General features: G+C 67.7%; 23 protein-coding genes. 12 read left to right on the forward strand and 11 right to left on the reverse strand.

The window, feature by feature from the left end; genetic code table 11:
* Positions 1-4 precede the first annotated feature (4 nt).
* The 4 genes from lspA to murJ form a co-directional block, all read right to left on the reverse strand.
* The gene (gene lspA, locus ASD77_RS00180) at positions 5-502 is read right to left on the reverse strand and encodes a signal peptidase II (RefSeq protein WP_055935635.1); all 498 of its coding nucleotides are present in this window, start codon (positions 500-502) and stop codon (positions 5-7) included.
* Positions 502-3,333, reverse strand: coding sequence for an isoleucine--tRNA ligase (ileS, locus tag ASD77_RS00185; protein WP_055935638.1), 2,832 nt, complete (start codon positions 3,331-3,333; stop codon positions 502-504). Before ileS ends, lspA begins: the two co-directional genes overlap by 1 nt.
* Entirely contained in the window at positions 3,330-4,277 is a 948-nt protein-coding gene (locus tag ASD77_RS00190) for a bifunctional riboflavin kinase/FAD synthetase (RefSeq protein ID WP_055935641.1), read from the reverse strand. Before ASD77_RS00190 ends, ileS begins: the two co-directional genes overlap by 4 nt.
* A 79-nt stretch (positions 4,278-4,356) precedes the next feature.
* Positions 4,357-5,976, reverse strand: coding sequence for a murein biosynthesis integral membrane protein MurJ (murJ, locus tag ASD77_RS00195; protein WP_055935644.1), 1,620 nt, complete (start codon positions 5,974-5,976; stop codon positions 4,357-4,359).
* A 127-nt stretch (positions 5,977-6,103) separates the two neighbouring features.
* Between murJ and rpsT the strand changes: the two genes are divergently transcribed.
* Positions 6,104-6,373 carry a 30S ribosomal protein S20 gene (rpsT, locus tag ASD77_RS00200; RefSeq protein ID WP_055935648.1) on the forward strand — a complete coding sequence of 90 codons (270 nt, stop codon included), beginning with the start codon at positions 6,104-6,106 and terminating at the stop codon, positions 6,371-6,373.
* A gap of 125 nt (positions 6,374-6,498) precedes the next feature.
* Here rpsT and cgtA read toward each other — a convergent pair whose 3' ends face one another.
* The 3 genes from cgtA to rplU form a co-directional block, all read right to left on the reverse strand.
* A complete protein-coding gene (gene cgtA, locus ASD77_RS00205; protein ID WP_055935651.1) occupies positions 6,499-7,551 on the reverse strand; it encodes an Obg family GTPase CgtA in 1,053 nt (350 codons plus the stop codon).
* Between the two features lie 127 nt (positions 7,552-7,678).
* Positions 7,679-7,939: a 50S ribosomal protein L27 gene (gene rpmA / locus ASD77_RS00210; protein ID WP_055935654.1), complete on the reverse strand. Its 261-nt coding sequence runs from the start codon at positions 7,937-7,939 to the stop codon at positions 7,679-7,681.
* Between the two features lie 12 nt (positions 7,940-7,951).
* Positions 7,952-8,260 (reverse strand): 50S ribosomal protein L21, encoded by a 309-nt coding sequence (rplU, locus tag ASD77_RS00215; protein ID WP_055935657.1) that lies wholly within the window; start codon positions 8,258-8,260, stop codon positions 7,952-7,954.
* Positions 8,261-8,701: 441 nt separating this feature from the next.
* On the opposite strand from rplU, the gene uvrA reads away from it, so the two are divergent.
* Both uvrA and ASD77_RS00225 read left to right on the forward strand, forming a co-directional pair.
* Positions 8,702-11,647, forward strand: coding sequence for an excinuclease ABC subunit UvrA (uvrA, locus tag ASD77_RS00220; RefSeq protein WP_055935660.1), 2,946 nt, complete (start codon positions 8,702-8,704; stop codon positions 11,645-11,647).
* Entirely contained in the window at positions 11,644-12,072 is a 429-nt protein-coding gene (locus tag ASD77_RS00225; protein ID WP_055935663.1) for a thioesterase family protein, read from the forward strand. Before uvrA ends, ASD77_RS00225 begins: the two co-directional genes overlap by 4 nt.
* Before the next feature lie 102 nt (positions 12,073-12,174).
* Here ASD77_RS00225 and ASD77_RS00230 read toward each other — a convergent pair whose 3' ends face one another.
* Positions 12,175-12,618, reverse strand: a complete 444-nt coding sequence (locus tag ASD77_RS00230) for a copper chaperone PCu(A)C (protein WP_055935666.1) — start codon at positions 12,616-12,618, stop codon at positions 12,175-12,177.
* Positions 12,619-12,656: 38 nt separating this feature from the next.
* On the opposite strand from ASD77_RS00230, the gene ASD77_RS00235 reads away from it, so the two are divergent.
* Positions 12,657-13,433, forward strand: a complete 777-nt coding sequence (locus tag ASD77_RS00235; protein ID WP_055935669.1) for an enoyl-CoA hydratase/isomerase family protein — start codon at positions 12,657-12,659, stop codon at positions 13,431-13,433.
* Between the two features lie 12 nt (positions 13,434-13,445).
* On the opposite strand, the gene ASD77_RS00240 is transcribed toward ASD77_RS00235, so the two are convergent.
* The 3 genes from ASD77_RS00240 to ASD77_RS00250 all read right to left on the reverse strand — a co-directional run bounded on the left by ASD77_RS00240 (position 13,446) and on the right by ASD77_RS00250 (position 16,043).
* Positions 13,446-14,303 (reverse strand): sulfurtransferase, encoded by an 858-nt coding sequence (locus tag ASD77_RS00240; protein ID WP_055935672.1) that lies wholly within the window; start codon positions 14,301-14,303, stop codon positions 13,446-13,448.
* Positions 14,300-15,103: a CoA pyrophosphatase gene (locus tag ASD77_RS00245; protein ID WP_055935675.1), complete on the reverse strand. Its 804-nt coding sequence runs from the start codon at positions 15,101-15,103 to the stop codon at positions 14,300-14,302. The genes ASD77_RS00240 and ASD77_RS00245 overlap by 4 nt, the downstream gene beginning before the upstream one ends.
* Positions 15,104-15,341: 238 nt before the next feature.
* Complete coding sequence (locus tag ASD77_RS00250; RefSeq protein WP_055935678.1) at positions 15,342-16,043, reverse strand: FKBP-type peptidyl-prolyl cis-trans isomerase N-terminal domain-containing protein; 702 nt, start codon at positions 16,041-16,043, stop codon at positions 15,342-15,344.
* A 165-nt stretch (positions 16,044-16,208) separates the two neighbouring features.
* On the opposite strand from ASD77_RS00250, the gene ASD77_RS00255 reads away from it, so the two are divergent.
* From ASD77_RS00255 to ASD77_RS00290, 8 genes are all read left to right on the forward strand, one after another.
* The gene (locus tag ASD77_RS00255) at positions 16,209-16,991 is read left to right on the forward strand and encodes an enoyl-CoA hydratase-related protein (RefSeq protein ID WP_055935681.1); all 783 of its coding nucleotides are present in this window, start codon (positions 16,209-16,211) and stop codon (positions 16,989-16,991) included.
* Between the two features lie 15 nt (positions 16,992-17,006).
* On the forward strand, positions 17,007-17,372 hold the full coding sequence (locus tag ASD77_RS00260) for a hypothetical protein (RefSeq protein ID WP_055935684.1): 366 nt from the start codon (positions 17,007-17,009) through the stop codon (positions 17,370-17,372).
* Positions 17,369-18,034 (forward strand): endonuclease III, encoded by a 666-nt coding sequence (gene nth / locus ASD77_RS00265; RefSeq protein WP_055935687.1) that lies wholly within the window; start codon positions 17,369-17,371, stop codon positions 18,032-18,034. Before ASD77_RS00260 ends, nth begins: the two co-directional genes overlap by 4 nt.
* A gap of 426 nt (positions 18,035-18,460) precedes the next feature.
* On the forward strand, positions 18,461-20,431 hold the full coding sequence (gene asnB, locus ASD77_RS00270; protein WP_055935690.1) for an asparagine synthase (glutamine-hydrolyzing): 1,971 nt from the start codon (positions 18,461-18,463) through the stop codon (positions 20,429-20,431).
* Positions 20,432-20,433: 2 nt separating this feature from the next.
* Entirely contained in the window at positions 20,434-20,691 is a 258-nt protein-coding gene (locus ASD77_RS00275; RefSeq protein WP_082563044.1) for an acyl carrier protein, read from the forward strand.
* On the forward strand, positions 20,688-21,605 hold the full coding sequence (locus ASD77_RS00280) for a HemK family protein methyltransferase (RefSeq protein WP_055935696.1): 918 nt from the start codon (positions 20,688-20,690) through the stop codon (positions 21,603-21,605). Before ASD77_RS00275 ends, ASD77_RS00280 begins: the two co-directional genes overlap by 4 nt.
* Positions 21,602-22,603: an NAD(+) synthase gene (gene nadE, locus ASD77_RS00285; RefSeq protein ID WP_055935699.1), complete on the forward strand. Its 1,002-nt coding sequence runs from the start codon at positions 21,602-21,604 to the stop codon at positions 22,601-22,603. Before ASD77_RS00280 ends, nadE begins: the two co-directional genes overlap by 4 nt.
* Positions 22,600-23,640: a hypothetical protein gene (locus ASD77_RS00290; RefSeq protein ID WP_055935702.1), complete on the forward strand. Its 1,041-nt coding sequence runs from the start codon at positions 22,600-22,602 to the stop codon at positions 23,638-23,640. Before nadE ends, ASD77_RS00290 begins: the two co-directional genes overlap by 4 nt.
* Positions 23,641-23,718: the final 78 nt, after the last annotated feature.

The following is a 23,718-nucleotide window of genomic DNA, read 5'->3' on the forward strand; positions in this document are numbered from 1 at the left end:
CGGGTCAGGCGGCCTTCTTCTTGCCCTCGAACAGGCCGAACAGCGCAATCCCGATGGCGCCGCCCACCACCGCGCAGTCGGCGATGTTGAACGCCGGCCAGTAATGGTCGCGCCAGTGCCACTGGATGAAGTCGATCACGTGGCCGTGGATCTGCCGGTCGATGACGTTGCCCAGCGCGCCGCCGATCACCAGCGCGTACGGCAGCGCCTGGCGCCAGTCGCCGCGCGCCGTGCGCGACAGCCAGAAGCCCAGCAGGCCGCTGATGCCCACGGCCAGTACGGTGAAGAACCACAACTGCCAGCCACCGGCATCGGCCAGGAAGCTGAAGGCCGCGCCGGTGTTGTAGGTGCGGTACCAGTTCCAGAAGCCCTCGATCACCGGGATGGCGGTGTATTCCGGCAGCGAGGCCAGCACCCACGCCTTCGACCACTGGTCCAGCACGATGACGACGACCGACAGCAGCAGCCAGACCAGGGCGTTGGGTTTCGGCTTGATGGCCATCAGAACCACACCCGGTTTTCGCCGGCTCCGTCGATGTTATCGACGCAGCGGCCGCACAGCTCCGGATGCGCGGCGTGCTGGCCGACATCGGCGCGATGGTGCCAGCAGCGCACGCACTTGGTCTTGGTGGTCGGCGTGGCCAGCACGAACACTTCGTCGGCGCTGACTTCGGACACGGTGACGTCGCCGCTGATGAAGAAGAAGCGCAGTTCCTCGGCCAGCGGCTGCCACTTGGCGGCGGTCAGCGCGTTCACCGACACGGCGATCTCCGCTTCCAGCGCGGCACCGATCAGGCCATTGGCGCGCATCGGCTCCAGCACCTTGGCGACCTGCTCGCGCAGGGCCAGCAGCTGGTCGAAGTCGGCGGCGTTCAGCGCCGCGCCTTCCGGCAGCGGCGCCAGGCCGTCGTACCAGGTGGCGAACAGCACGTTGCCGGTACGCTCGCCCGGCAGATAGCCCCACATTTCGTCCGCGGTGAAGCTGAGCACCGGCGCGATCCAGCGCACGAAGGCTTCGGCGATATGGAACATCGCGCTCTGCGCGCTGCGACGACCGCGCGAATCCTCGCGCATGGTGTACAGGCGGTCCTTGGTGACGTCCAGGTACAGCGAGCCCAGGTCGACGCTGCAGAAGTTCAGCAGCGCCTGCACGATCTCAGCGAAGTCGTAGCGGTCGTAGGCCGCCTTGATCTTCTCCTGCACTTCATAGGCACGGTGCACGATCCAGCGGTCCAGCGCCACCATGTCGGACGGCGCCAGCAGGTCGTGCGCGGGGTCGAAGCCGTTGAGGTTGCTGAGCAGGAAGCGCGCGGTGTTGCGCAGCCGACGGTAGGCGTCAGCGTTGCGCTTGAGGATTTCCTGCGACAGCGACATCTCGTTGCTGTAGTCGGCGCTGGCGATCCACAGGCGCAGGATGTCCGCGCCGAGGGTCTTCATGATGTCCTGCGGCTCGATGCCGTTGCCCAGCGACTTGGACATCTTGCGGCCGTGCTCGTCCACGGTGAAGCCGTGGGTGAGGCACTGCCTGTAGGGCGCGGCCTTGTCGATCGCCACGCCGGTCAGCAGCGAGGACTGGAACCAGCCGCGGTGCTGGTCCGAGCCTTCCAGATAGAGGTCGGCCGGCTTGCCGAGACCACGCTCCAGCAGCACGCCTTCGTGGGTCACGCCGGAGTCGAACCAGACATCGAGGATGTCGGTGATCTTGTCGTAGTCCTTCGCCTCGTCGCCCAGCAGTTCGGCCGCGTCCAAGGTGTACCAGACGTCGACCCCGCCCTGCTCCACCCGGTCGGCGACCGCGCGCATCAGCTCGACGCTGCGCGGATGCGGCTCGCCGGTTTCGCGGTGCACGAACAGCGCGATCGGCACTCCCCAGGTGCGCTGGCGCGAGATGGTCCAGTCCGGACGGCCATCGACCATGCCGGCGATGCGGGCTTCGCCCCACTGCGGGAACCAGCCCACCTGCTTGATCGCGGCGAGCGCATCGGCGCGCAGGTGGGCCTGTTCCATCGAGATGAACCACTGCGGGGTGGCGCGGAACGCGATGGGCGTCTTGTGCCGCCAGCAATGCGGGTAACTGTGTTCGAGCTTGCTGAAGGCGAGCAGTGCGCCGCTCTGCTTCAGCACCTCGATGATCGTGTCGTTGGCCTTCCAGATATGCAGGCCGGCCAGTTCGACGCCATGCGCGGCCGGCGTGGACGGCAGGTACACGCCGCGACCATCGACCGGATTGAGCTGCGCGGCGGTGTACTTGTCCAGCAGGCCGTACTGCTTGCTGACGACATAGTCTTCCTGGCCATGGCCGGGCGCGGTGTGCACCGCGCCGGTACCGTCTTCGGCCGACACGTGGTCGCCCAGCAGCACGGGGATGTCGCGCTCGTCGTAGAACGGATGCGCGAACAGCGCGCCTTCCAGCGCACTGCCCTTCGCTCGGCCATGCACGGCGAGATCGGTGACGCCGTAGCGTTGCAGCGCGCGCGGAGCGAGCGCGTCGGCCAGCACCAGCCAGCGACGCTTGCCGTCATGCGCCGGGCCTTCGACCAGCGCGTACTCGAGATCCGCGCCGACCGAGATGGCCAGCGAGGCCGGCAGCGTCCACGGCGTGGTGGTCCAGATCGGCAGCGCGACCTCGACATCGGCCGGCACGTCGACGCCGAACGCCTTCGCCACCGTCTGCGTGTCGCGCGCGGCGTAGGCGACGTCGACGGCTGGCGACACCTTGTCGGCGTATTCGATCTCGGCCTCGGCCAGCGCCGAGCCGCAGTCGAAGCACCAGTGCACCGGCTTCACGCCGCGCGTCAGATGGCCGTTGGCGACGATCTTGGCCAGCGCACGGATCTCGTTGGCCTCGAAGCGGAAGTCGAGCGTCTTGTACGGATTGTCCCAGTCGCCGATCACGCCCAGGCGCTTGAAGTCCTTGCGCTGGATGTCGATCTGCGACTCGGCGTATTCGCGGCACTTCTGCCGGAACTCGACCGCATCCAGCTTCACGCCGACCTTGCCGAACTTCTTCTCGATGGCGATCTCGATCGGCAATCCGTGGCAGTCCCAGCCCGGGATGTAGGGCGCATCGAAGCCGGCCAGGTACTTCGACTTGACGATGATGTCCTTGAGGATCTTGTTGACCGCATGACCCAGGTGGATGGCGCCGTTGGCGTACGGCGGGCCGTCGTGCAGCACGAACAGCGGGCGGCCCCTGGCGTTGTCGCGCAGCTGCGCGTACAGGCCCTGGCTTTCCCAGCGGGCCAGCGTGTCGGGCTCGCGCTTGGGCAGGTCGCCGCGCATCGGGAAATCCGTGGCGGGCAGGTGGAGGGTGGCTTTGTAGTCCTGGCTCACGCCGTCGCTCGTCGTTGATGTTCGGAAAGGATCCCGCGCGCGTCGTCCGCATCGCGGTGCATCTGCTCGGTGAGGCTGGGCAGATCGGGGAATTTCAGTTCGTCGCGCAGCTTGGCGACGAATTCGACTTCGAGGTGGCGCCCGTAAAGGTCGCCGGCGAAATCGAACAGGTGGGCTTCGAGCAGCGGCTCCACGCCCTCGACCGTGGGACGCGTGCCGAAGCTGGACACCGACGGCCACGGCCGGTCGCCGACGCCGTGCACCCAGGTGGCATAGATGCCGGACAGCGCGGGCGTCTTGGGGAAGCGCAGGTTGGCGGTGGGAAACCCGAGCGTGCGGCCGAGCTGTTTGCCGCGCACGACGCGGCCACCGATGGCGTACGGCCGACCGAGCAGACGCGTGGCGGTGGCGAAGTCCCCGGCCTTCAGCGCTTCGCGGATGCGGGTGCTGGAGACGCGGTCGCCCTGGGCATGGACGGGCTCGATCTCGCCGGCGCTGAAGCCCAGTTCGCCCCCCATCGCCTGCAACAGGGCGAGGTCGCCACCACGACGGTGGCCGAAGCGGAACTCCGGGCCGATCCAGACCTCGCGGGCCGAGAGGCGACCGACCAGCAGCGTGCGGACGAAGTCCTCGGCGGAGCGGGCCGACAGCGTGGCGTCGAAGCGCAGCAGGCCGACATGGTCGGCGCCCAGGTCCAGCAGGCCTTCCACCTTGGCCCGCGCCAGGGTCAGCCGCGGCGGCGGATTGTCGCGGGCGAAGAACTCCCGCGGCAGCGGCTCGAAGGTCACCACCACGGCCGGCACGCCCAGCGCGCGGGCACGGGCGGCGGCATGCCGCACCAGCGCACGGTGGCCCGAATGCAGGCCATCGAAGGCGCCGATGCAGACCACGCTACCGTGCGGGCACAGAGACCCGCCATCGACGTCACGGAACAGCCTGCTCATGGATTCCTGTCAGAACGGATGCGCCGACGGCGGATCCGGGATGGTGCAAGACCTTGAAGTATAGCCGCCCGCGTCAACCTCAATGCCCACGCAGGTCACGCGGGCGGATGCCCTGCAGGTACAGCAGGCCGCCATACAGCGCACCGCCGGCGCCGACCATCGCGGCCAGGCGCAGGCCGCGTTCCCACCACGCCCAGGCGGACCAGTCCACCCACAGCAACCGGAACGCCAGCACCGCCAGCGTCATGGCCAGCGTGGCGACCCCGATCTGGCGCAGGAAGCGACCCCATCCCGGCTGACGGCGGTACACGCCCGCCTTGCGCAGCAGCCAGGCCAGTTGCAGCGCATTGACCCAGCCGGCGATGGCGATGGCGAGCGCAAGCAGCGCGTGCGCGCCGGGGATGGTGGCCAGTGCCTGCGTCCAGCTTCCCCCTGCCGCCTGCAGCGCGGCCTGCCCGGTCGGCGTGGCGTACAGCAGCGCCGCGAACAGGCCGATCGTACAGAGGGCATTCGTCAGCACCGCCACGACCGCCGCCTTCACCGGCGTGCGGGTGTCCTGCCGCGAATAGAACGCCGGCGCCAGCACTTTCACCAGCAGGAAGGCGGGCACGGCCGTGGACTGCGCGATCAGGCTCCAGCTGCTCATCTGCGCGTCCTGCACGGTAAAGCTGCGGTACTGGAACAAGGTCGACATCAGCGGCCCCGCGCACAGGATCAGGCCCGCGCAGGCCGGCAGGCCGATCATCAGGCAGAGCCGGAAGCCCCAGTCGAGCCCCTTCGAGTAGCCATCAGGATCGGTGGCGGCGTGCCGGCTGGACAGGTGCGGCAGGATCACCGTGCCGATCGCCACGCCGAACATGCCCAGCGGGAATTCCAGCAGGCGGTCGCTGTAATACAGCCAGGTGATGCTGCTGTCGATCAGGTACGACGCCGCCATGGTGTTGAACAGCAGGTTGAACTGCACCACCGACGAGCCGAACAGCGTGGGCACCATCAGAGTCAGGATCTTGCGGACGCCGGTGTGGGCGAAATCGAGTTTGGGACGCGGCAGCAATCCCAACTTGGCCAGCGCAGGCAGCTGGAAGCACAACTGCAGGATGCCGGCGGCGAACACGCCCCACGCCAGCGCCTTGACCGAGTTCCCCATCAGCGGCGCCAGTCCCAGCGCCGCGGCGATCATCGCCAGGTTCAGCAGCACCGGCGACAGTGCCGGAATGGCGAACCGCTGGTAGCTGTTGAGGATGCTGCCCGCCAGCGAGGCCAGCGAGATGAAGAGCGCATACGGGAAGGTGATGCGCAGCATCTCGATGAACAGCGCGTGCTTGTCGCTTCCCACCTCGAAGCCGGGTGCGATGACCCGGGTCAACCAGGGCGCGGCAAGCAGGACCACCGCCGTGACGACCAGCAAGGCCGCCAGCAGGGTGCCCGCCACCCGGTCGACCAGCTCCCGGACGGCGTCCTGACCGTGCTTCTCCTTGTATTCGGCCAGCACCGGCACGAAGGCCATCGAGAACGAGCCCTCGGCCGACAGCCGCCGCATGAAGTTCGGAATGCGGAAAGCGGCGATGAACACGTCCATGGCCGGGTTGGCGCCGAACACGATGGCGTAGACCTGGTCCCGGACCAGCCCGGACACCCGCGACAGGAAGGTCATGGAGCTAAAGATGGCGGTGGAACGCAGGAGCCGGTTGCCGCTCATCGCCCCTCCCCTGCCCGGGGACGACCCAGGTTGACGCAACCTATTGAATGCCCCATAATTTCCGGCTCTATTACCCGTCTTCCGTTCACCCCCTGAATTCTCTCAGGTATTCACCAGGAATCCCACTGTGGCCAATATCAAGTCCGCCAAGAAGCGCGCCAAGCAGACCGTCGTGCGCAATGCGCGCAATGCCGGTCAGCGTTCGATGCTGCGCACCGCCGTCAAGAAAGTGCTGAAGGCACTGGACGCCAACGACGCCGCCGGCGCCCAGGCCGCGTTCGTCTCGGCCCAGCCGATCCTCGACCGCCTGAGCTCGCGCGGCCTGATCCACCGCAACAAGGCTGCCCGCCACAAGAGCCGCCTGAACGCCCGTATCAAGGCCCTGCAAGCGGCCTGATTCACGGCGGTACGCAACGCGAAGACACGGAAGCCCGCCGCAAGGCGGGTTTCTTTTTGCCTGTGCGCCGGCGATGGCGGAACGGGCCACGTGAAAAACCCGCCATCCGGCGGGTTTTTCGTGTCTCAGCCCTCGCGGGCGGCTTCGTCGGCCTCTTCCTTCTGGCGGTCGAAGAAGGCCATGACGTCCTTCATGATCGGCCAGGTGCCTTCGCGAGAGATGGCCGAGACCTGGTACCACGGGTGCGTCCAGCCAAGGTCGGCGATGATCTGCTCCGCGCGCTCCTTCGCCTCGTCCTCGAACATCAGGTCGGCCTTGTTGAGCACCAGCCAGCGTGGCTTCTGCAGCAGTTCGGGGTCGTGCTTCTCCAGCTCACGCTCGATGGCACGGACCTGCTCGACCGGATCGACGTCCTCCACGCCGCCTTCCATCGGCGCCATGTCCACCAGGTGCAGCAGGATGCGGGTGCGTTGCAGGTGGCGCAGGAAGGTCGCGCCCAGGCCGGCGCCGTCGGCGGCGCCTTCGATCAGGCCCGGGATGTCGGCGATCACGAAGCTGCGGTGCGCTTCCACGCTGACCACGCCCAGGTTGGGATACAGCGTGGTGAACGGATAGTCGGCCACCTTCGGCGTGGCCGCCGACACGGCGCGGATGAAGGTGCTCTTGCCGGCGTTGGGGAAGCCGAGCAGGCCGACGTCGGCCAGCAGCTTCAGCTCCAGCTTCAGCAGGCGCTCCTCGCCCTCTTCGCCCGGCGTGGCCTTGCGCGGCGCGCGGGTGATCGAGCTCTTGAAATGCATGTTGCCCAGGCCGCCCTTGCCGCCCTTGGCCACCAGCAGGCGGTCGCCGTGCTGGGTCAGGTCGCCGATCACCTCATCGGTGCTGACGTTGGTCACCACCGTGCCCACCGGCACCGTGATGGTCAGGTCTTCGCCGGCCTTGCCGTACATCTGCCGGCCCATGCCGTTCTCGCCACGCTGGGCGCGGAACTGGGTCTGGTGGCGGAAGTCGACCAGGGTGTTGAGGTTCTCGTCGGCCTGCAGCCAGACGCTGCCGCCATTGCCGCCGTCACCGCCGTCCGGGCCGCCCAGCGGAATGAACTTCTCGCGGCGGAATCCCACGCAACCGTTGCCGCCATTGCCGGCGCCAACCTGGATTTCTGCTTCGTCTACGAGTTTCATAAGAGCCGGGAGTGGGGATTCGGGAGTGGGGAATCGAAGAAGCAGGCGCGCTGCACGGTTATTACAGGCTTCGAAACGAAAAGCCCCGCTCGCGGCGGGGCCCTTCGCTCAGCCTGTGCGGAAAGCCTCAGGCTTCCGTCACCACGCTCACGGTACGGCGCTTCTTGGCGCCCTTGACCGAGAACTCGACCTTGCCGTCGACCAGCGCGAACAGCGTGTGGTCGCGGCCCAGGCCGACGCCCGGACCCGGATGGAACTGGGTGCCGCGCTGGCGGATGATGATGTTGCCGGCATCGATCGCCTGACCACCAAAGACCTTGACGCCCAGCATCTTCGGGTTGGAGTCGCGGCCGTTGCGCGATGAGCCTACGCCCTTTTTATGTGCCATGACTGCTTCTCCTTACTTGTTGATGCCGGTGATTTCGATTTCGGTGTAATGCTGCCGGTGACCCTGGCGCTTCATGTGGTGCTTGCGGCGGCGGAACTTGATGATGCGCACCTTGTCGGCGCGGCCATGGCCGACGACCTTCGCGGTGACGGTGGCGCCCTTCAGGGCGTCGCCCAGGCTGATGGTCTCGCCATCGCCCAGCATCAGGATGTTGTCGAAGGTGAGCTCGTTGCCGGCTTCGGCTTCGAGCTTCTCGACGCGGAGCGTCTCGCCCTTCATCACGCGGTACTGCTTACCGCCCGTGACTACGACTGCGTACATGTGGATTCCTTGGTTTCTGTAGTTATTTTCTGGAGCCTGCCTGCCATCGAGGGCGGACAGAAGCGGAATTTTAGTGGATTCAGCGAGTTACGGTCAACCCGCCCCCTGCGCGGAATCGTCACCGACTCCCCGGGGCCCACCTTCACGGACAGAAATTGTCCGCATCTGCACGCAGACTGCCGCTTGGAGGCGGTCGCAAGTCCCGCCCGCAACGGGACGGACCATTGTAGATCAATGACTTGGATGGATCGCTTGCCGGGTGCCGGCTTGCCGACCGCGGCCGCGGGCCCGGCGGCGGCCAGGCCCAGGACGCCATCCGGGCCGTCGCGCCCGCTGACTGACGACCCACCCGAACCCGCCACTTCGCTGGCATTGGCGCTATTTGCCCCCACCTAGGCAGATCGCTACGCTTCCTTGTTCGCTTTCCGGATCCCCCACCCGATGGCCATGGACTTCATCCGCATCCGCGGAGCCCGTACCCACAACCTCAAGAACATCGATCTCGACCTGCCGCGCGACAAGCTGATCGTGATCACCGGCCTGTCCGGTTCCGGCAAGTCGTCGCTGGCGTTCGACACCATCTACGCCGAGGGCCAGCGCCGCTACGTGGAGTCGCTGTCGGCGTACGCGCGGCAGTTCCTGAGCGTGATGGAGAAGCCCGATGTCGACCACATCGAGGGCCTGTCGCCGGCGATCTCGATCGAACAGAAGTCGACCAGCCACAACCCGCGCTCGACCGTCGGCACCATCACCGAGATCTACGACTACCTGCGCCTGCTGTACGCGCGGGTGGGCCTGCCGCGCTGCCCCGACCACGGTTATCCGCTGGAAGCGCAGACGGTCAGCCAGATGGTCGACCAGGTGCTGGCACTCGATGGCGAGCAGCGCTACATGCTGCTGGCGCCGGTGATCCGCGAGCGCAAGGGCGAGCACGCGCAGGTGTTCGACCAATTGCGCGCGCAGGGTTTCGTGCGCGTGCGCGTCGACGGCGAACTGCACGAGATCGACGCGGTGCCGCCGCTGGCGCTGCGCCAGAAGCACACCATCGAGGCGGTCATCGACCGCTTCCGTCCGCGCGAAGACCTCAAGCAGCGCCTGGCCGAAAGCTTCGAGACCGCGCTCAAGCTCGGCGACGGCATGGCGCAGGTGATGTCGCTGGACCAGCCCGAGACGGCGCCGCTGCTGTTTTCGTCGAAGTACTCCTGCCCGGTCTGCGACTACTCGCTGCCGGAGCTGGAGCCGCGCCTGTTCTCGTTCAACTCGCCGGTCGGCGCCTGCCCCACCTGCGACGGCCTGGGCGTCGCGCAGTTCTTCGATCCGGCACGTGTGGTCGTGCATCCGGAACTGTCGCTGGCCGCCGGCGCGGTGCGCGGTTGGGACCGCCGCAATGCGTACTACTTCCAGTTGATCGCCTCGCTGGCCAAGCACTACCAGTTCGACACCGACGCACCCTGGCAATCGTTGCCGGAAAAGGTGCGCCAGGCCGTGCTCTACGGCAGCGGCGAAGAGGTCATCACCTTCACCTACCTCACCGAATCCGGCGGCCGCACCCAGCGCAAGCATCGCTTCGAGGGCATCGTGCCCAACCTGGAGCGCCGCTACCGCGAGACCGAATCGCCGGCCGTGCGCGAGGAACTGGCGAAGTACATCAGCGACCGGCCCTGCCCCGAATGCCAGGGTGCGCGACTCAACAAGTCCGCGCGCAATGTCTTCGTCGCCGACCGTGCGCTGCCGTCGCTGGTGGTGCTGCCCGTGGACGAAGCACTGGCATTCTTCCGCGGCCTGGACCTGCCCGGCTGGCGCGGTGAGATCGCGACGAAGATCGTCAAGGAAATCGCCGAACGCCTTGGCTTCCTGGTCGATGTCGGCCTGGATTACCTGACGCTGGAGCGCAAGGCCGACACGCTGTCCGGCGGCGAAGCGCAGCGCATCCGACTGGCCTCGCAGATCGGCGCCGGCCTGGTGGGCGTGATGTACGTGCTCGACGAGCCCAGCATCGGCCTGCACCAGCGCGACAACGAGCGCCTGCTCGGCACGCTGACGCGCCTGCGCGACCTGGGCAACACGGTGATCGTGGTCGAGCATGACGAGGACGCGATCCGCCTGGCGGATTACGTACTCGACATCGGACCCGGCGCCGGCGTGCATGGCGGCGAGATCGTCGGCCAGGGCACGTTGCAGGACCTGCTGGACGCGCCGCGCTCGCTGACCGGCCAATACCTCTCCGGCAAGCGCCGTATCGAGGTGCCGAAGGCGCGCCACAAGGCCAACCCGAAGATGACGCTGCACCTGCGCGGCGCCACCGGCAACAACCTGAAAGACGTCGACCTGGATATTCCCTCCGGCCTGTTCACCTGCATCACCGGTGTATCCGGTTCGGGCAAGTCGACGCTGATCAACGACACGCTGTACTCGTTGGCCGCCAACGAGATCAACGGCGCGTTGCACAAACCGGCGCCGTACCGCGAAGTGACCGGCCTGGACCTGTTCGACAAGGTCGTCGATATCGACCAGTCGCCGATCGGTCGCACGCCACGCTCCAATCCGGCGACCTACACCGGCCTGTTCACGCCGCTGCGCGAACTGTATGCGCAGGTGCCGGAGTCGCGCGCGCGCGGCTACTCGCCGGGACGTTTCAGCTTCAACGTCCGTGGCGGCCGCTGCGAGGCCTGCCAGGGCGACGGCATGATCAAGGTGGAGATGCACTTCCTGCCCGATGTGTACGTGCCCTGCGACGTCTGCCACGGCAAGCGCTACAACCGCGAGACGCTGGAGATCCTCTACAAGGGCTACAACATCAACGACGTGCTGGAGATGACGGTCGAGGATGCGCTGACCCTGTTCGAGCCGGTGCCGTCGATCTCGCGCAAGCTGGAAACGCTGATGGACGTGGGCCTGAGCTACATCAAGCTGGGCCAAAGCGCGACCACGCTGTCCGGCGGCGAAGCGCAACGCGTGAAGCTGTCGAAGGAACTGTCGCGCCGCGACACCGGCCGCACGCTGTACATCCTGGACGAGCCCACCACCGGCCTGCACTTCCACGACATCGAGCACCTGCTGGCCGTGCTGCACAAGCTGCGCGACGACGGCAACACCATCGTGGTGATCGAGCACAACCTGGACGTCATCAAGACCGCGGACTGGGTGGTGGACCTGGGACCGGAAGGCGGCCACCGCGGCGGCCGGATCCTGGCCACCGGCACGCCGGAGGACATCGCCGCGCATCCGGATTCGCATACCGGCCGCTTCCTGGCCAAGCTGCTGCCGGAATCGAAGACGCCCAAGGCCAGCAAGCCTGCGGCGGTCGCCAAGCCCGACGTGCTGCCTCCGCGCAAGTCCGCCACCAAGAAAACCACCAAGACCACGACGAAGAAGGCCGCACGATGAGTTCCACGCACGACGCCCACGCCGCCGGCCGCAAGCTGCTGGCGAAGATCCCGATCAGCGTGCGCTGGCGCGACATGGACAGCATGGGCCACGTCAATAACGCCAAGTACATTTCGTACCTGGAAGAGGCGCGCGTGCGTTGGATGCTGACGGTGCCGGAGGTGTCGATGACCGACCGCATCGCACCCGTCGTCGCCGCCAACAACATCAACTACAAGCGCCCGCTGACCTGGCCCAACGATGTGGTGGTGGAACTCTACGTCGACCGGCTGGGCACCAGCAGCGTCACCATCGGCCACCGCATCGTGTCGGCCAAGGACGATGGCGTGCTGTATTCGGACGGCAACGTGGTGGTGGTGTGGATGGACACACAGACCGGCCACAGCGCGCCGCTGCCGGCGGCGATCAGGGCGGTCTCGGAGTAGCCACCGAGAGCGTCGTGGGAGCGACGTAAGTCGCGAGTTCTTCTTTCAGCCTCGGAAAAAAGCTCGCGACTTACGTCGCTCCCACATCACAGTCCGCGGACATCAGGGTGCGCTCTTGCGCACCTCGAACACGACCGGCAACGAGCGGCCATCGGCCAGCTTCAGCGTGATCACGACTTTTTCGCCGATGGCTAACGGCTGGTAAGGGCCGTGCAGCATCAGGTGCAGGCCACCCGGCTTCAGATCGGCCGCCTTGCCGGACGCGATGGGCAGCGCCGCCACTTCGCGCATGCGGCTGACGCCGTTCGCTTCGCGCGTTTCGTGCAGGGAAACGTCCTCGAAGGCGAGACTCTCCGCGCTGACGATGCTGACCGGCGCCTTGCACGGATTCTCGATGCGGGCGAAGCCGGCCATCATCGGCATCGCGACCGGCGGCAGGCGCACCCATGCGGCCTTGGCGACAGGCAGACACTCGGCGGCCTGCGCGGCGCCCACGGACGACCACAACAGGGCAGACAGGCAGAGCATTTCGATGCGGCGGTTCATGCGCCTATGATACCGGCCTGACTTCAGGGAGCGGATGTATGACCGGACTCATCGACACCATCGACCATGGCGACATCCGCGAGATCCGGTTGGCGCGCCCGCCGGTCAATGCCCTCAATACCGAACTGTGCCGGGCGCTGATCGACGCGCTCAACACGGCGCTGGACCAGGGCGTGCGCGGCATCGTGCTGGCCGGCAACCCGAAGATCTTCTCCGCCGGCATGGACGTGCCGTACCTGCTGTCGCTCGGCGACGACCGCCATGCACTGCTGGATGCGTGGCAGGCCTTCTTTGGCGCTGCGCGCACCTTGGCTGAGTCGCGCGTGCCGGTGGTGGCCGCGATCACCGGCCACGCGCCCGCCGGTGGCTGCGTGCTGGCGCTGTGCTGCGACTACCGGGTGATGGCACGCAGCCCGGATCCGGCGCGGCCGTTCGCGCTGGGCCTCAACGAGACGCAGGTGGGGCTGGTGGTGCCGGAGGGCATTCAGCGCTTGATGCGCCGCGTGGTGGGCGCCTACCGGGCCGAGCGCCTGCTGGTGGCCGGTGAGATGGTGCCCGCCGAGCACGCGCTGGAGATCGGGCTGGTGGACGAACTGGTCGACCAGGAGGCCGTGAGCGCCCGCAGCATTGCGTGGCTGCAACAGTTGCTGCGCCTGCCGCACCAGCCGATGCTGCAGACACGCACCCTCGCCCGTCGCGATCTGGTCGAAGCGCTCGACCCGGCGTTGATCCAGTTGGAACGCTTCGTCGATGCCTGGCATGCGCCGGATACGCAGGTCGCGTTGCGGGCCCTGGTGGACAAGCTGAAGAAGTAGAGCCGGGTCGGGTCAGTCGCCGCGCGCGACCGGACGCGACGGATCGCTGATCCAGCCGCTCCAGGAACCGGGATACACGCGTGCGCCATGCAGGCCGGCGTGTTCGAAGGCCAGCAACAGATGGCAGGCGGTCACGCCGGAGCCGCACATCAACACCACATCCGTCGGCGCATGCGTGCCCAGCAACGGCGACAGCGCTGCATGCAGTTCATCGGCCGGCTTGAAGCGGCCATCGCGCAGGTTATGCGCGAACGGACGATTGAGCGCGCCCGGCACGTGGCCGGCAATCGGATCGATCGGCTCGACATCGCCACGGAAGCGCTCGGCAGCGCGCGCATCGAACAGCCAGCCGCTGTCTTCGTGCCACCGACGGAGGATGTCCTCGGCGCTGACGAGTTGCGCGGCATCGAAATGCGACGGATACGCCGCCACGGGCAACGGCACGGAAACCTCCGCGGTCTCCGCCCCGCCTGCGGCACGCCACGCCGCCAGGCCGCCATCGAGCACGGCCACGCGCGCATGTCCTAGCAGTTTCAACAACCACCACAGGCGCGCCGCCGCCATGCTGCCGTCGACGGCGTCGTACGCCACCACCTGATGCGAGGGTCCGATGCCCCACTCGCCCAGTTTGCGAACGAACGCGTCGCTGTCCGGCATGGGATGCCGACCCTCGCCGACCTTCGACAGGTCCGACAGATCCAGATTCAGGTCTGCGTACACAGCACCTGGCAGGTGGCCTTCCGAGTAGGCTTGGCGACCCGCGTCCGGTGCTGCGTTGAGCATCACGAAACGCGCATCGACCAGCCGCAACCCCGGATCGCCCAGGGCAGCAGACAGTGCGGAGGCATCGACGAGGGTGGTCCAGTTCATCCGAGTTGCTCCAGGCGTTGCCGCAGGTTGAACAGGATGGCGGCGGTCGCGCCCCAGATGCGCTGCCCCGGCCACGCGTACTCGAGTACCACGCGTCGACGCCCGCGGTAATCGACTTCGACGCGACGCAGGTTGTCCGGCGACAACAGATAGTCCAGCGGAACCTCGAACACGTCCGCCACTTCGTTCGGCTCGGGCACGGGCACGAAGCTCGGGTCGATCAGCGCCACCACCGGCACCACGCGGAAGCCGCTGATGGTGGTGAACGGGTCGAGAAAGCCCAGGGGCGTGACCTGCGACGCCGGCAATGCGATTTCCTCGTGGCTTTCGCGCAGGGCCGCCGCGACGGCATCGGCATCGGACGGTTCGATGCGACCGCCGGGAAAACTCACCTGCCCCCCATGGTGCCTCAGGCCGTCGGTGCGGCGGGTCAGCAGTACTTGCGTGCCCTGCTCCCGCGGAACAAGGCCGGCCAGTACCGCCGCCTCGGCCAGCGGCCCCGGCGGCAGCAGGTCGATCAGGTCGTCGTGGTTCCATCCGGCCGCGCCCGGTGCGGTATCCAGGGGATGCAGGGCGCGACGCAGCGCGCCGCCTTCGCGCAACCGCTGCTCCAGCGGCGAGCGCGTGCGTTCGCGCGCAGGCAGCACGTGTTCCATCAGACGCAGGCGTTCGTCATCGTTCATCTGCGACCAGCGCGCGATCTCGGACGTGGTGCGGAGGCAGCCCTCGCACAGCCCGTCGTCGTCCAGCGTACAGACGCCGACGCACGGGCTGAGTACGGCGCGGAATGCGGTGTTCATGTCTTCTGGCACCTGCGGAGGGTAGCGCGGAAGCGCCGCCCTGCGCGGAAAAGCACTGCGCCGGCACGAGGCCGGCGCAGAGGGAACGTTGTTGAGCATCGCTGGATCCCCGTTTTCGCGGGGATGAAGCAAGAGCCAAGGCGCTGGATCCCCGCTTGACCAGCCATTCGGCTGTTGAAAACCGCGGGGATGACGCAATGACAAAGCCGTCCGCGCGGTGCGCGGACGGGTCATTGCGTCACTTGACGCTGACGAGCTTGATTTCGAACACGACGGCCACGTTGGGCGGGAAGCCGGTGCGCGGATCGGCGCCGTAGGCCTTGTCCGGCGGCAGGGCGACTTCCCACTTGGCGCCGGCCGGCATCTGCAGCAGCGCTTCGCGCATCGCCGGCATTTCGACGGCGCTGACCTTCAGGTCCTTCATCGGCTGCGGCGGACGGGCTTCGGCCGGACGCTGGCCGAACGGATACGGGCCGGAGACCAGCAGTTCCACCGTGCTCGCCTGGGTCGGCTTGGCGCCGGTACCGTTCTCGAGCACCTTGTAGGCGACGCCGCTGGCCAGCGTCTTCGCGCCCGGCTGGCCCTTGAAGGTGGCGATGAACTGGTCGCTCTTGGTCTTGTTCTCGCCGGCGACCTTGTCGTACTCGGCCTTCGCCTGCTGGGCGCGGGTCTGCTCGCGCTTCTGGAAGGCTTCCAGGGCGGGCTTCAGCTGGTCGGCCGTCAGGGCGGGCTGCTTCTTGGCGTAGGCGTCCTGCAGACCCTTCACCACCGCGTTGATGTCGAGCTGCTCGCCACGGCCGGTCAACTCGGCAAGGTTGTTGCCATAGTCGTAACCGAAGTAGTAGCTCAGCTTGCCTTTCTCGGACGAGACGTCCTGGGCCAGGGCGCTACCGGCCATGGCGAATGCCGCAACAGCGACCGCAATCGAACGCAACTTCATCAACACACTCTCCGAGATATGGCGGCGGAAGCATACCGCCTGGAATGGACGCGCTAGGATAGCCGCCGGGGCGCTTAACCGCCACTGACGACAGGCTGGTCTGACCGGGCCTCGCGGGCGGAGTTCCACTTTCACTCAAATTTTACAAATTCCTGCGGAAAACCCATGTCCGAACCCCTCGTCCTGATCGCCGATGACGCCGGCATCCGTCGCCTCACGGTCAATCGTCCCGACAAACTGAATGCCCTCAATGCAGCGACGCTGGACGCCCTGCAGGTCGCCTTCGACGACGCGGCACGCGATGCGACCGTGCGGGTCGTGGTGCTGACCGGTGCGGGGCCGAAGGCCTTCGTCGCGGGCGCGGACATCGCCGAGATGGCCGATCTGCGCGCCACCGAGGGCCGCGACTTTTCGCTGCGTGGGCAGAAGCTGATGCGCACCATCGAGACGCTGCCCAAGCCGGTGATCGCGATGGTCAACGGCTTCGCGCTCGGCGGCGGCCTGGAACTGGCGATGGGCTGCCACCTGCGCATCGCCGCGGACACCGCCAAGGTCGGCCAGCCCGAGATCAACCTGGGGCTGATCCCCGGCTTCGGCGGCAGCCAGCGCCTGCTGCGGCTGGCGGGGCGGTCGGCCACGCTGGAGCTGTGCCTGCTCGGTGCGCCGGTCACGGCCGAGCGCGCCCTGCAGCTCGGCATCGTCACCCGCGTGGTGCCAGCGGCGGACCTCGAAACGGAGACGCTGAAGATCGCGGCCCAACTGGCCGCCTCGGCCCCGCTCGCCCTGCGTGCCACGCTCGACGTGGTCAACATCGGCGGCGAGTGCGGCATCGAGGAAGGCCTGCAGTACGAAAGCGCACAGTTCGGCCTGATGTTCGCGACCGACGACATGCGCGAAGGCACGCGCGCCTTCGTCGAACGCCGCAAGCCGGCGTTCACCGGCCGCTGACCGCCAGCCGTCGGCATGCATGCCTCTCCCTGCCCCTGCTGCGACCACGCGCGTTCGCTGCGCGCGCACCTCGCGGCCGACGACATCGACGCTGCGATCGCGGCGGGCCTGATGGCATTCCAGCCGTGCGTGTGTGCGGGAGACGATGCCGTCCCGGTGATGCAGGCCCAGCAGCGCCTGCGCATGGCCTGGGATGCACGCGCGCGCTACCGGCAGCGCCAGATCCGACTGGCACGCCGCGCCGCGGAGCGCGACGCGCGCAGGCTGAAAGTCGCCGAGGTGACCGGCGCCACGGAAGTACCGCGCCCTGCGCTACCCACGGGCGCCGCGGCCATCCTGGCGCGTGCGAAGGCCAAGGCGGCCGAGAGGATGAAGCGATGACGCCTGCGCCACGACGCGGCGCCACGCTGACGCGTGCCGAGGTCGTCGAACTGTTCTCCCGGCTGCGCGAACTCAACCCGAAACCGACCACCGAACTGGAGTACCGCACGCCGTTCGAACTGCTGGTCGCGGTGACGCTGTCGGCGCAGGCCACCGACGTCGGCGTCAACAAGGCGACGCGCCGCCTGTTCCCGGTGGCCAACACGCCGGCCGCCGTGCTCGCGCTGGGCGAGGACGGGCTGAAGAACTACATCTCGACCATCGGCCTGTTCAACGCGAAGGCGAAGAACGTCATCGCTACCTGCCGCATCCTCATCGATGAGCATGACGGAGACGTGCCGCGTTCGCGCGACGCGCTCGAAGCCCTGCCGGGTGTGGGCCGCAAGACGGCGAACGTGGTGATGAATACCGCCTTCGGCGAACCGACCATCGCGGTGGATACGCATATCTTCCGCGTCTCCAACCGTACCGGGCTGGCACCGGGCAAGGATGTGCGCGCGGTGGAGGAGCGGCTGCTGAAGGTGGTGCCGGCGGAGTTTCTGCTGGATGCGCATCATTGGTTGATCCTGCATGGCCGCTACGTATGCAAGGCGCGCAAACCGGACTGCCCGCAGTGCGTGATCCGCGACCTGTGCCGGTTCAAGGACAAGACCACCGCCTGACGCGGCAGCATCACCCGCCGCCGGCGCGGCCTCGTTTCATCGGACGCACAGTGGCGGTTGCGGGCGGGTTGATCCTGCATGGCCGCCACTCCGTTCCCGCACGAACCGGAAAGCCCGCGACGTAGAACGGACACCGCATCGGCCAAGGGGGTACGACGAGCGAGGGACGCGCTTCGATCCCCGCACGCGGACCCTCACTGGGCGCGCATCGCTGTCCGGAATGTGAGCCGACATCCGTTGAAACCCCTGAAAGCAGACGTGGCACGGGGCGCACGCACTGCTTGGACTCTTTCCCCTTTCATCTTGGGACGTCGCCGATGGCGCGCCCGGAGAGCGCACGACGCCATGCCATTGCCTCGACCGTACGCGCACCCGTGCCTGCCCCGGATGGCCCCTGCCGTCTCGGCCAACGACCGGACCTGAGCGATGTGCGGAATCGCAGGCTTTGCGGGTGCAGGACAGGGCGCGCTTGAGGACCGCGCGGCGCTGCAGCGCATGATCGGCACGCTGCATCACCGCGGGCCGGATGGCCACGGCTTCCATGTGGCGCCCGGCGTGGGACTGGCGCATGCGCGCCTCGCTATCATCGACCTGGCTACCGGCCAGCAGCCGCTGCACGATGGCCATGAAACCGTCTGGACTGTGTTCAACGGCGAGATCTTCAACTACGTCGAACTGCGCGACGAGTTGGAGAGGCAGGGTTACCACTTCCGCACCCGGTCCGACACCGAGGTCATCGTCCACCTGTACCACCGCGACGGCGATCGCTTCGTCGACAGGCTCAACGGCCAGTTCGCGATCGCGCTGTGGGACGCGCAGCGGCGCCGGCTGCTGCTGGCACGCGACCGCGCCGGCATCCGTCCGCTGTACCACGCGACGGCGCGCGGTCGCGTCTGGTTCGGCTCCGAAGTGAAGGCGCTGCTGGCGGTACTGCCGGAATGCGCCACGATCAATCCGGACGGCTTGGCGCAGGCCTTCACCTTCTGGGGGCCGTGCGATCCCGATACCCTGTTCGCCGGTGTCGACAGCCTGCCTCCCGGCCACCTGATGACGGTGGAAGCCGACGGCACGCAAACCCTCAGCCAGTACTGGGACTGGACGTTCCCCCGCACCGGCGACGCGCCGCCGTTCGCCTCCTTCGACGACGCCGTGCACGAGCTGCGCGACCTGCTCGGCGATGCGGTGCGCCTGCAACTGCGCGCGGACGTGCCGGTCGGCGCCTACTTGAGCGGCGGCCTGGATTCGTCCGGCATCGTTGCGCTGGTCAAGCAGGCCGGCATTGCCGCCGTGCGCACATTCTCGGTGACGTTCGAGGACGTCGAATTCGACGAACGCGAGCAGCAGCAGGCGATGGTGCGCCACCTCGGCACCGACCATACCACCCTGCACTGCACGCGCCGCGACATCGCCGACGCCTTTCCCACCTTGATCCGGCATACCGAAGCACCCGTTCTGCGCACCGCGCCGGTACCGCTGATGCTGCTGTCCGCGCAGGTGCGCCGGTCCGGCTACAAGGTGGTGCTGACCGGCGAGGGCGCCGACGAAGTGTTCGGCGGCTACGACCTGTTCAAGGAAGCCAAGGTGCGCCGCTTCTGCGCACGCAATCCCGATTCGCAATGGCGCCACCTGCTGCTCGGTCGACTGTACGGCTACCTGAAACATTCGCCGGTGGGCGCGCCGGGATTCGCGCGTACGTTCTTCGGCCAGGGCATGGAGCATCTGGCCCGACCGGTGTTCGCACACGCGCCGCGCTGGACGACATCGCGGCGCGCGCTCGCCTTCCTCGCGCCGGAACTGCAGGCGCTTGGCGCCGGATTCGATCCGTTCGCCTTCTACGAACAGCGACTGCCCGCCGCCATCAACACCTGGTCGCCGCTGGCGCGCGACCAGTACGTGGAAGCGAAATCGCTGATGGCCGCCTACCTGCTTTCCTCGCAGGGAGACCGCGTGGCGATGGCCAACTCCATCGAAGGCCGCTTCCCGTTCCTCGACCATCGCCTGATCGAATTCGCCAGCCGCCTGCCGGCGCAGTGGAAGCTGCGCGGCCTGACCGAGAAGCACATCCTGCGCAAGGCGCTGGCGCCGCTGCTGCCGGTGGAGATCGCGACGCGTCCCAAGCAGCCTTACCGCGCGCCGGACGCCAGCAGCTTCTTCAGCGACGGCCGACCGGCGGACTACGTGGAAGAACTGCTGTCGAGCGAGCGTATCCGCGACGCCGGCTGCTTCGACGCCGGCAAGGTCCGCCTGCTGTTCGACAAGTGCCGTCACGGACGCGCCGTCGGATTCGCCGACAACCAGGCCTTCGTCGGCATCCTGTCGACGATGCTGCTGCACGATGGCTTCATCCGCCATCGCGTCCCCCAGACCATTCCCCTGCCTGCCACCGAAACGGTATGACCATGACCGACGTCGCCATCCGCGAGAAGATCCGCGGCCACATCCTCAACAACCTCATGTTCACCAACGACCAAACCAGGTTGGCGGACGACGCCTCGCTGCTGGACCTGGGCGTGATCGATTCGACCGGCGTATTGGAGCTGGTGCTGGTCATCGAGGAGAACTTCGCCATGCAGGTGAAGGACTCGGCGATGGTGCCGGAGAACTTCGACTCGGTGGACAGGATCGTGTCGTTCGTCATGCGCTCGAAGGCGGCATGACCACAACGGTCGAGCAACGACTGCGGACGCTCCAGGCGCATTGGAAGGCCGCCCACGACAAGCCGGAAGAAACGCCGGAGAACACCTTGCGCGCCCTGTGGGCGACGGCAGCGGGCACCCCGTTATCGGCCGTCGCGGCGGACGGCATCGCACTGCCCGCGCTGGACGCCGATGCGATGCGACGGCTGGATGACCTGCTGTCGCAGCGGCTGGCCGGCGTGCCGCTGGCGCACCTCACCGGGCGCCAGCATTTCCTCGGCATCGATCTGCTGGCCGGTCCGGAAGCCCTCATTCCGCGCCGCGAAACCGAACTGCTGGGGCACGCGGCGATCGAACTCGCGCGCATCGCCGGTGCGGAGGGACGGGACGTCATCGCGGTCGACGTATGTACCGGCTCCGGCAACCTGGCCGTCGCGCTGGCCAACCATGTGCCGGGACTGCGCGTGTTCGCTGCCGATCTCAGCGAGGATGCCGTGGCGCTGGCCCGCCGCAACGCCGAACGGCTGGCGCTGGCGGATCGGGTGACGTTCCGCGCCGGCGACCTGCTCGCCCCGTACGACGAGGCCGCCTTCCATGGCACCGTTGACCTGTTGCTCTGCAATCCTCCGTACATCAGCAGCAGCAAGGTGGAAGCGATGCCGGACGCGATCTCCGCGCACGAGCCCAGGCTGGCGTTCGACGGCGGACCGCTGGGTGTGTCGCTGCTGGCGCGGCTGATGCAGGACAGCCGGCGCTTCGTGCGCACCGGCGGCTGGCTCGCGTTCGAGGTCGGGCTGGGCCAGGGACCGGCGATGGCCCGCCGCCTGCGCAACGACGACGCCTGGGACGAGGTGCGCGAACTTGCGGATGACGAGGGCGCCGTGCGCGCCGTGCTTGCGCGACGCTCGAACCATGTAACCGGAGACAACGGATGAGCGGATTCGGCTGGGAAGCGCTGGACATCGATTACGAACAGGAAGCCGAACGCATCTGCGCGCGCCTGCGCGAGACCGTCGCGCAATCGCTGCGCAGGCGGGGGCTGGTGGTGGCCATTTCGGGCGGCATCGACAGTTCGGTCTGTGCCGCGCTGGCGGTGCGCGCCCTCGGCAGCGAGCGCGTGCATTGCCTCATCCTGCCCGAGCGCGACTCCGACCCGGATAGCGCCGCGCGCGCTGGCCTGCTGGCCGAAACCCTGCGCGTGGGCGTGGACACGTTCGACATCGCGCCGGCGCTGGAGGCGATCGGTGCCTACGCCGCGCGCGACAACGCCGTGCGCACCGTGCTGCCCGACTACCGCGACGACTGGAAGATGAAGCTGGCCATCGCCGGCGGCAGCGAGGGCGCGATCAACCGCTTCCGGCTGATCGCGCAGTCGCCCGATGGCGTGATGCACGAGCGCGAACTGCGCCTGCACGAGTATCTGACCATCGTGGCGGCCACCAGCTACAAGCAACGGCTGCGCAAGACCATCGAGTATTTCCATGCCGACCGCCTGCACTACGCGGTGCTGGGTACGCCGAACCGGCTGGAGTACGACCAGGGTTTCTTCGTCAAGAACGGCGACGGCTCGGCCGACATCAAGCCGATCGCGCATCTCTACAAGTCGCAGGTCTACGGCATGGCCCGCCACCTCGGCCTGCCGGAGCGGTTGTGCAACGCGCAGCCGACCACCGACACCTACAGCCTGGAACAGGGCCAGGACGAGTTCTATTTCGCCCTGCCCTACCGCGCGATGGACCTGGCGCTGTGGGCGCTGGAACACGATGTACCGGCGGTGCACCTTGCGCACGTGCTGGAAACAACGGTGGAACAGGCCGAGGCGGTCTATGCCGACATCCTGAGGAAGCGCCGCAGCACCGCACCCCTGCACCTGCGTCCCGTCCTGCTGGGCACGGTTTCGGTCGGCGACACGGCGGGTGAACGCGCCGCATGACGGCCCTGCTCGCCGACGACAACCCGTATGCCGTCGCGCCCGCCGATTTCGTGCGTGATCGTGATGCCGTGGTCGACGTCTGGCGCGCCAGCCTGCATGCAGGCCAGGCGCGCGCGCTGAAGCTGGACTGGTTCTACCGGGAGGCGCCGCATGCGGCGCTGCTGCAAGTGCTGGTGCACCAGCCCAGCCAGAGCATCGTCGGCACCGCCGGGGTCGGCTGGCGACGGATGCGGTTGGATGGCAAAGAACTTCAGGGTGGACTGCTTGCCGACATGGCGGTCATGGCCGGTCATCGCATGCTGGGACCGGCGCTGCTGCTGCAGCGCACCGCCTGCGAGGTCGCCCTGCAGCAGGGCGATCTGGTCTACGGGTTTCCCAACGCCAATGCGGTACCGGTGGTGAAGCGGCTGGGCTATGTCCACGTCGGCGACATGACCACCTACGTGCGCGCGGTGCGGCACGCGCCTTATGTCGCGCGCCGGTTGCCTGCCAGCCTCGCCCGCCTGCTGGGCGGGTGCATCGACCACGTGGTGCGGCTGCGCGACCGACTGCATCGGCTGACCGGCCGCCGTCTGCGCGCCGACTGGCGTGATGCGCCACACGAGACCGTGCACGCACAGGCCTGGACCCGTCCCGGCACGCTGGAAGGCGTGCACGATCGCGACGCGCTGGCATGGCGCTTCGCCCGCTGTCCGCTGGCGAGCTTCCGCTTCCTCTACGTGCAGCGCGACGGCGACGCGCTGCCCTGCGCGTGGTTCGTCTGCCAGCACGAGGGCGAGACACTGCGCATCGTGGACTTCAGGATCGATCCGGCAGGCGATCCATCGCGCAGCCTGGCCGTACTGGCGGACAGCGCCTATCGGCTGGGCTGCCGCGCGATGTCGCTGGAAGGCTGCCTGCTCGATGACGAGAAGGCCTTGCTGCGCCGGCACTGGTTTTTCGCCCGTCAGGGGCGCCCGGTGTACGCCCGGTGGAAGCAGCCCGAAGCCGCCCCGCGCGCAGCGTTCCGGCTGATGCCGTTCGACGAGGACGAGTAGGCCCCCGAAACGCAGAAGGACATGCCGTGGCATGTCCCCCTGCGATCCGTGCCCGTTACCTCCGGGCCGCGGCGTGGC

The sequence above is a fragment of the Pseudoxanthomonas sp. Root65 genome, from assembly GCF_001427635.1.
Classification (GTDB): Bacteria; Pseudomonadota; Gammaproteobacteria; order Xanthomonadales; family Xanthomonadaceae; genus Pseudoxanthomonas_A.

Bases quoted from the DNA above. Each gene is read 5' to 3' on its own strand.
- ASD77_RS00245 (WP_055935675.1), bottom strand. From the start codon at position 15,103: ATGAACACCGCATTCCGCGCCGTACTCAGCCCGTGCGTCGGCGTCTGT.
- ASD77_RS00250 (WP_055935678.1), bottom strand. From the start codon at position 16,043: ATGAAGTTGCGTTCGATTGCGGTCGCTGTTGCGGCATTCGCCATGGCC.
- murJ (WP_055935644.1), bottom strand. From the start codon at position 5,976: ATGAGCGGCAACCGGCTCCTGCGTTCCACCGCCATCTTTAGCTCCATG.
- ASD77_RS00260 (WP_055935684.1), top strand. From the start codon at position 17,007: ATGCATGCCTCTCCCTGCCCCTGCTGCGACCACGCGCGTTCGCTGCGC.
- ASD77_RS00290 (WP_055935702.1), top strand. From the start codon at position 22,600: ATGACGGCCCTGCTCGCCGACGACAACCCGTATGCCGTCGCGCCCGCC.
- asnB (WP_055935690.1), top strand. From the start codon at position 18,461: ATGTGCGGAATCGCAGGCTTTGCGGGTGCAGGACAGGGCGCGCTTGAG.
- lspA (WP_055935635.1), bottom strand. From the start codon at position 502: ATGGCCATCAAGCCGAAACCCAACGCCCTGGTCTGGCTGCTGCTGTCG.
- rplU (WP_055935657.1), bottom strand. From the start codon at position 8,260: ATGTACGCAGTCGTAGTCACGGGCGGTAAGCAGTACCGCGTGATGAAG.
- ASD77_RS00240 (WP_055935672.1), bottom strand. From the start codon at position 14,303: ATGAACTGGACCACCCTCGTCGATGCCTCCGCACTGTCTGCTGCCCTG.
- ASD77_RS00235 (WP_055935669.1), top strand. From the start codon at position 12,657: ATGACCGGACTCATCGACACCATCGACCATGGCGACATCCGCGAGATC.
- cgtA (WP_055935651.1), bottom strand. From the start codon at position 7,551: ATGAAACTCGTAGACGAAGCAGAAATCCAGGTTGGCGCCGGCAATGGC.
- ASD77_RS00280 (WP_055935696.1), top strand. From the start codon at position 20,688: ATGACCACAACGGTCGAGCAACGACTGCGGACGCTCCAGGCGCATTGG.
- uvrA (WP_055935660.1), top strand. From the start codon at position 8,702: ATGGCCATGGACTTCATCCGCATCCGCGGAGCCCGTACCCACAACCTC.
- ASD77_RS00255 (WP_055935681.1), top strand. From the start codon at position 16,209: ATGTCCGAACCCCTCGTCCTGATCGCCGATGACGCCGGCATCCGTCGC.
- ASD77_RS00190 (WP_055935641.1), bottom strand. From the start codon at position 4,277: ATGAGCAGGCTGTTCCGTGACGTCGATGGCGGGTCTCTGTGCCCGCAC.
- ASD77_RS00225 (WP_055935663.1), top strand. From the start codon at position 11,644: ATGAGTTCCACGCACGACGCCCACGCCGCCGGCCGCAAGCTGCTGGCG.
- ASD77_RS00230 (WP_055935666.1), bottom strand. From the start codon at position 12,618: ATGAACCGCCGCATCGAAATGCTCTGCCTGTCTGCCCTGTTGTGGTCG.
- ASD77_RS00275 (WP_082563044.1), top strand. From the start codon at position 20,434: ATGACCGACGTCGCCATCCGCGAGAAGATCCGCGGCCACATCCTCAAC.
- rpmA (WP_055935654.1), bottom strand. From the start codon at position 7,939: ATGGCACATAAAAAGGGCGTAGGCTCATCGCGCAACGGCCGCGACTCC.
- nadE (WP_055935699.1), top strand. From the start codon at position 21,602: ATGAGCGGATTCGGCTGGGAAGCGCTGGACATCGATTACGAACAGGAA.
- nth (WP_055935687.1), top strand. From the start codon at position 17,369: ATGACGCCTGCGCCACGACGCGGCGCCACGCTGACGCGTGCCGAGGTC.